This is a genomic window from Wolbachia endosymbiont of Drosophila leontia, from assembly GCF_028981785.1.
GTDB lineage: Bacteria > Pseudomonadota > Alphaproteobacteria > Rickettsiales > Anaplasmataceae > Wolbachia > Wolbachia pipientis.
This window is the reverse complement of sequence record NZ_JAPQLK010000061.1, coordinates 135-3,965: the sequence shown is the minus strand read 5'-3', so window position 1 is coordinate 3,965 and position 3,831 is coordinate 135. Positions and strand designations below refer to the sequence as shown.

The 3,831-nt window shown below is 34.5% G+C and carries 2 protein-coding genes and 1 pseudogene; 1 reads left to right on the top strand and 2 read right to left on the bottom strand.

Annotated elements, in window-relative coordinates; all coding sequences use genetic code 11:
• A partial coding sequence (locus OZD63_RS01950; RefSeq protein WP_458695129.1) for a hypothetical protein occupies positions 1 to 220 on the bottom strand: 220 nt, incomplete at its 3' end.
• 6 nt (positions 221 to 226) lie between these two features.
• A pseudogene (locus tag OZD63_RS01945) lies at positions 227 to 1,090 on the bottom strand (Rpn family recombination-promoting nuclease/putative transposase).
• 702 nt (positions 1,091 to 1,792) lie between these two features.
• Here OZD63_RS01945 and OZD63_RS01940 point away from each other — a divergent pair.
• Entirely contained in the window at positions 1,793 to 3,508 is a 1,716-nt protein-coding gene (locus OZD63_RS01940) for an ABC transporter ATP-binding protein (RefSeq protein ID WP_275007984.1), read from the top strand.
• Positions 3,509 to 3,831: the final 323 nt, after the last annotated feature.

Sequence of the window (3,831 nt, the reverse complement as noted above, 5' to 3'; positions counted from 1 at the left end):
AGCTACTGATATTCTCCATCTTTTTTATCTTTAATCCATCATAGCTAGCGATGCAACAAAGCCATCCCAGACTGGGATGACAAAAAAAGGAGCACTGGAATTTTTGTTTCAGCATTAGCCATGCACCTGAACAGATACCAGAAAATATTCCACTGACATGCTGAACAACAAATACATCACTATGTCGTTTATCGCAAAAACTTATATTTTTCGTAACCATTCACACTTAATTCTGCAATTCTTTGATCTCACTCATAGAAAGACCAGTAGTTTGAGCTATAATATTAAAAGAAACACCTGCTTTAAGTAGATTCTTTGCGACTTCAATTTCCCTCTCTTTTCTACCTTCCTCTTTAGCAAGATCAAGTCTGTATTCAAGAATGGCTTCTTCTTTGCGCAGATCCATTATTCTTTCTTCATAAGCTACTAGATCTTTTTCATTCCAGTGAAACTTATCTAATTCATCATATGCTAGCTTTATTATTGGTGATTTTTCCGCAATTTTTCTGAGATCTTCGTCCGTTGTTTCATCTGCATATTTGAAAAAAAATAGCCAACGGTCTACTACACTTTCTAGTTATTCTTCTCTACTCTTAGGAAATTTTGGCAGCTCTATGAAGATAAATTGAAAATCTTTTAAGTCATGCTCATTGGTTTTTTCATCTCTGATGGTATGGCTAGATATATAGTCAAGCTTATCAGGGAATAAGGTACAATTTGAAATCGCGATAAAGAAAATCTTCTTTAAATCAACGTATTTACCAGATTTATCAGCTTGTCTTGAGTAAGCCTTAGCAGCATAAAGTTGTGCGCGTTTTTCAAAGCCTTTATCACGAGTGAGCTGCATCTCAATTATATACCTGTTCCCACTAGAATCCCTGCAAAGAACATCAACAATGCTTTGTTTATCAGAAGCAATTTCAGGGTCCATAATGGTGCTTAAGAATTCTACTTCTTGTATAGTGTTGACTTCAGTACATCCTAAAATATCGTTTAAAAAATGGATAAGAATATTCTTATTTTTTTCAGTGCCAAAGATTTTCTTAAATGTTAAATCTAACTTTGGATCGAGAAATTTAGAAAGAGCCACAGTAAAAATACTGAGAAAAGATTAATAATTATACACTATTATTAACAACTATTCAACCATATTTTTAAGTATAGTTATACCGCCGCGGCGCTAACACGTAGCGGGATGACGATTGTCGTTTAGCCATAAATACTTAAGAAATTTACCAAACGAAAAAAAAGGCAAAAGAAGCCCTAGTCATTGTCTATTTTCAGTATTGGCGTTTTTTAAGTCTTAAACACTGCAATTTAGCTGCTTTTAAATGCAACTCACCTTAGTTTAAATGTTTAAGAAATTTACTAAGCAGAAAAAAAGGCAAAAGAAACCCCGTGTTAGCTAGTTGTCACTCTCTAATCCTGCAAATTGGCGTACTATACTGTCTTAAACGACTTATAAGCGCGTTTCAGCTTATATAGGTAAAAACCTAGAAATGTTGTGAAGACATAAGGTGCACATAGTGCAAAAAATTAAAAATAAGACGCCAACTACGTTGTTTTCTTGCTGTTTAATCTGCACAGATGAAGATAACTGAATACCCTCGATACCATGATAAGAGGACTGGCGGAGTTTGTCAAGCAAGTTTTTCGTTTCTGCGGGCTACTACCCTTTCTTGGTGGACTAAAATCACAACAGCTGCAGAACCTAAATTGCTTCATACTACACCTTTCCCCTTTCCCCTGAAACTAAAATCTATATACTTAACTTTAGAAACTTTAAAATAAGATGCGATCTAATATTAGGCAGTTATTTTACTATATAAAGCCTAATCTATCCTATTTTGTCATAGCTTTTATTGCAGTTTTATTTTCAGCCTTAACGATCCTCCTCTTTGGCAGAGGCTTAAGCAATATAATTGATTCTGGCACAGAGCACGATTTTACTACCAAACTATTAGTTGCAATACTTATAGTTTTAGCCATTTCTCTCACTGCATTTACTCGGTTATATTTCATTGGCATTGGCAGCGAGAAAGTTATCGCAAGAATCAGATATGACTTATATAGCAGTATCACTAACTTGCAACCAAGTTTCTTTGAGAACACAGGCGTACAAGATGTTATCTCAGCGTTAATTACTGATACCTCTGTGCTGCAATCAATAATAAACAGCAGCTTACTAACCATATTACGAAATTTTGTGATTCTGATTGGCAGTGTTGCTATGTTATTATATACAAATATACAACTAACTGCGTATGCAGCCGCAATAATACCTATACTACTCATTATCATGACCTCACTTGGAAAAAAAGTGCGTAGCTATGCACGCTTTGCTCAGGATAAATTAAGTGAGCTTGCGTCATTTAGTGAGGAAAATTTTAGATCCATAGTGACTATCAAATCGTTTGTACTCGAGGAAAACGAAAAAATCCGTTTTAAGGAACATTTAAACTCAGTATCAAAATCATACGTAAAATTAGTACTCTTGCGTGCTATTTTAGTAACTCTAGTTATCACGTGTGTGATAGGTTCACTAGTTGTTTTGCTCTTTTTTGGTATTAAAGAAGTCTTAAGCAATAATATAACTATTGGAGAACTCTCCTCATTTGTGTTTTATTCAGCGCTCGCAGCAGGAGCTATAAATAATTTGAGCGATAATATCAGTGATTTACAACGAGGTCTTGGAATAGTAGAGCGTTTATTTGAATTTAAAAATATGAAAAGCTCTATAGCAGATCCCGATGATCCTATAAAAATTTGTAGTGTTCAAAAGGGAATCTCGTTTAATGGCGTAACATTTTTTTATGAATCTCAGTCTGATAAGCCAGCGTTAAATAACGTATCATTTTCTATAGAAGCAGGTCAAGCAGTATCAATTGTTGGACCATCTGGCAGTGGTAAAAGCACCATTTTAAAGCTTCTGCTCCGTTTTTATGATCCAAACAAAGGTAGCATTACTATCGATGGGCACAATATTAAGTCAATTGCGCTAAATGACCTCAGATCGTTGTTTGGCTTAGTGCCACAAGATCACATGATATTTTCTTGCTCAATAATGGAAAATATACTATATGGCAAACCAGGTGCCGAATATGAGGAAGTGAAGCAAGCAGCCATCAGCGCTTATGCGATGGAATTTATTGATAAGCTGCCTGACAAATTTGATACATTTGTAGGAAAAAGAGGATTAAAACTTTCTGAAGGACAAAAACAACGTATTGTAATAGCAAGGGCCATACTCAACAATCCTCAGGTTTTAATACTGGATGAAGCAACCTCTGCCCTTGATTACAAAAGTGAGAACCTCGTGCAAAAAGCATTGAGCAAGTTAATGCAAAACAGAACAACAATCGTAATTACACACAGGCTATCAACCGCACTCAAGACTGACAAGATTATAGTAATTAATCATGGAAAAGTAGAAGAAGTAGGAACTCATGACTCTCTAATGAGTAAAGACGGGCTGTATGCAAAACTGGCGAAGATAGAGTGGAATTGAAAGAAAATTTAAATCATACCGTTAGTTGATATGCTAGATTTATAATTAAAATTATTAAATTTTTAATTTTATTATTTTATAATGGTTCCATAGTTATCCGGAAATTTCGTGATCTGTAGTTTCTTTCATTCACGTTATATTCATAGCTTGTTCTATCTTAATGTAATTCCAATTTTGACTGTATAAGAGGTCTCTATGTTAAAACATAACTATAGTGATAAAATCAATAATCGCTATTCATATACTAACAAATTTCTTAGAACCTGTTTAAAATCTTCGTAATAGGAGAGAAATGAAGGAAAGGACAATCATTTGCAAGCTGG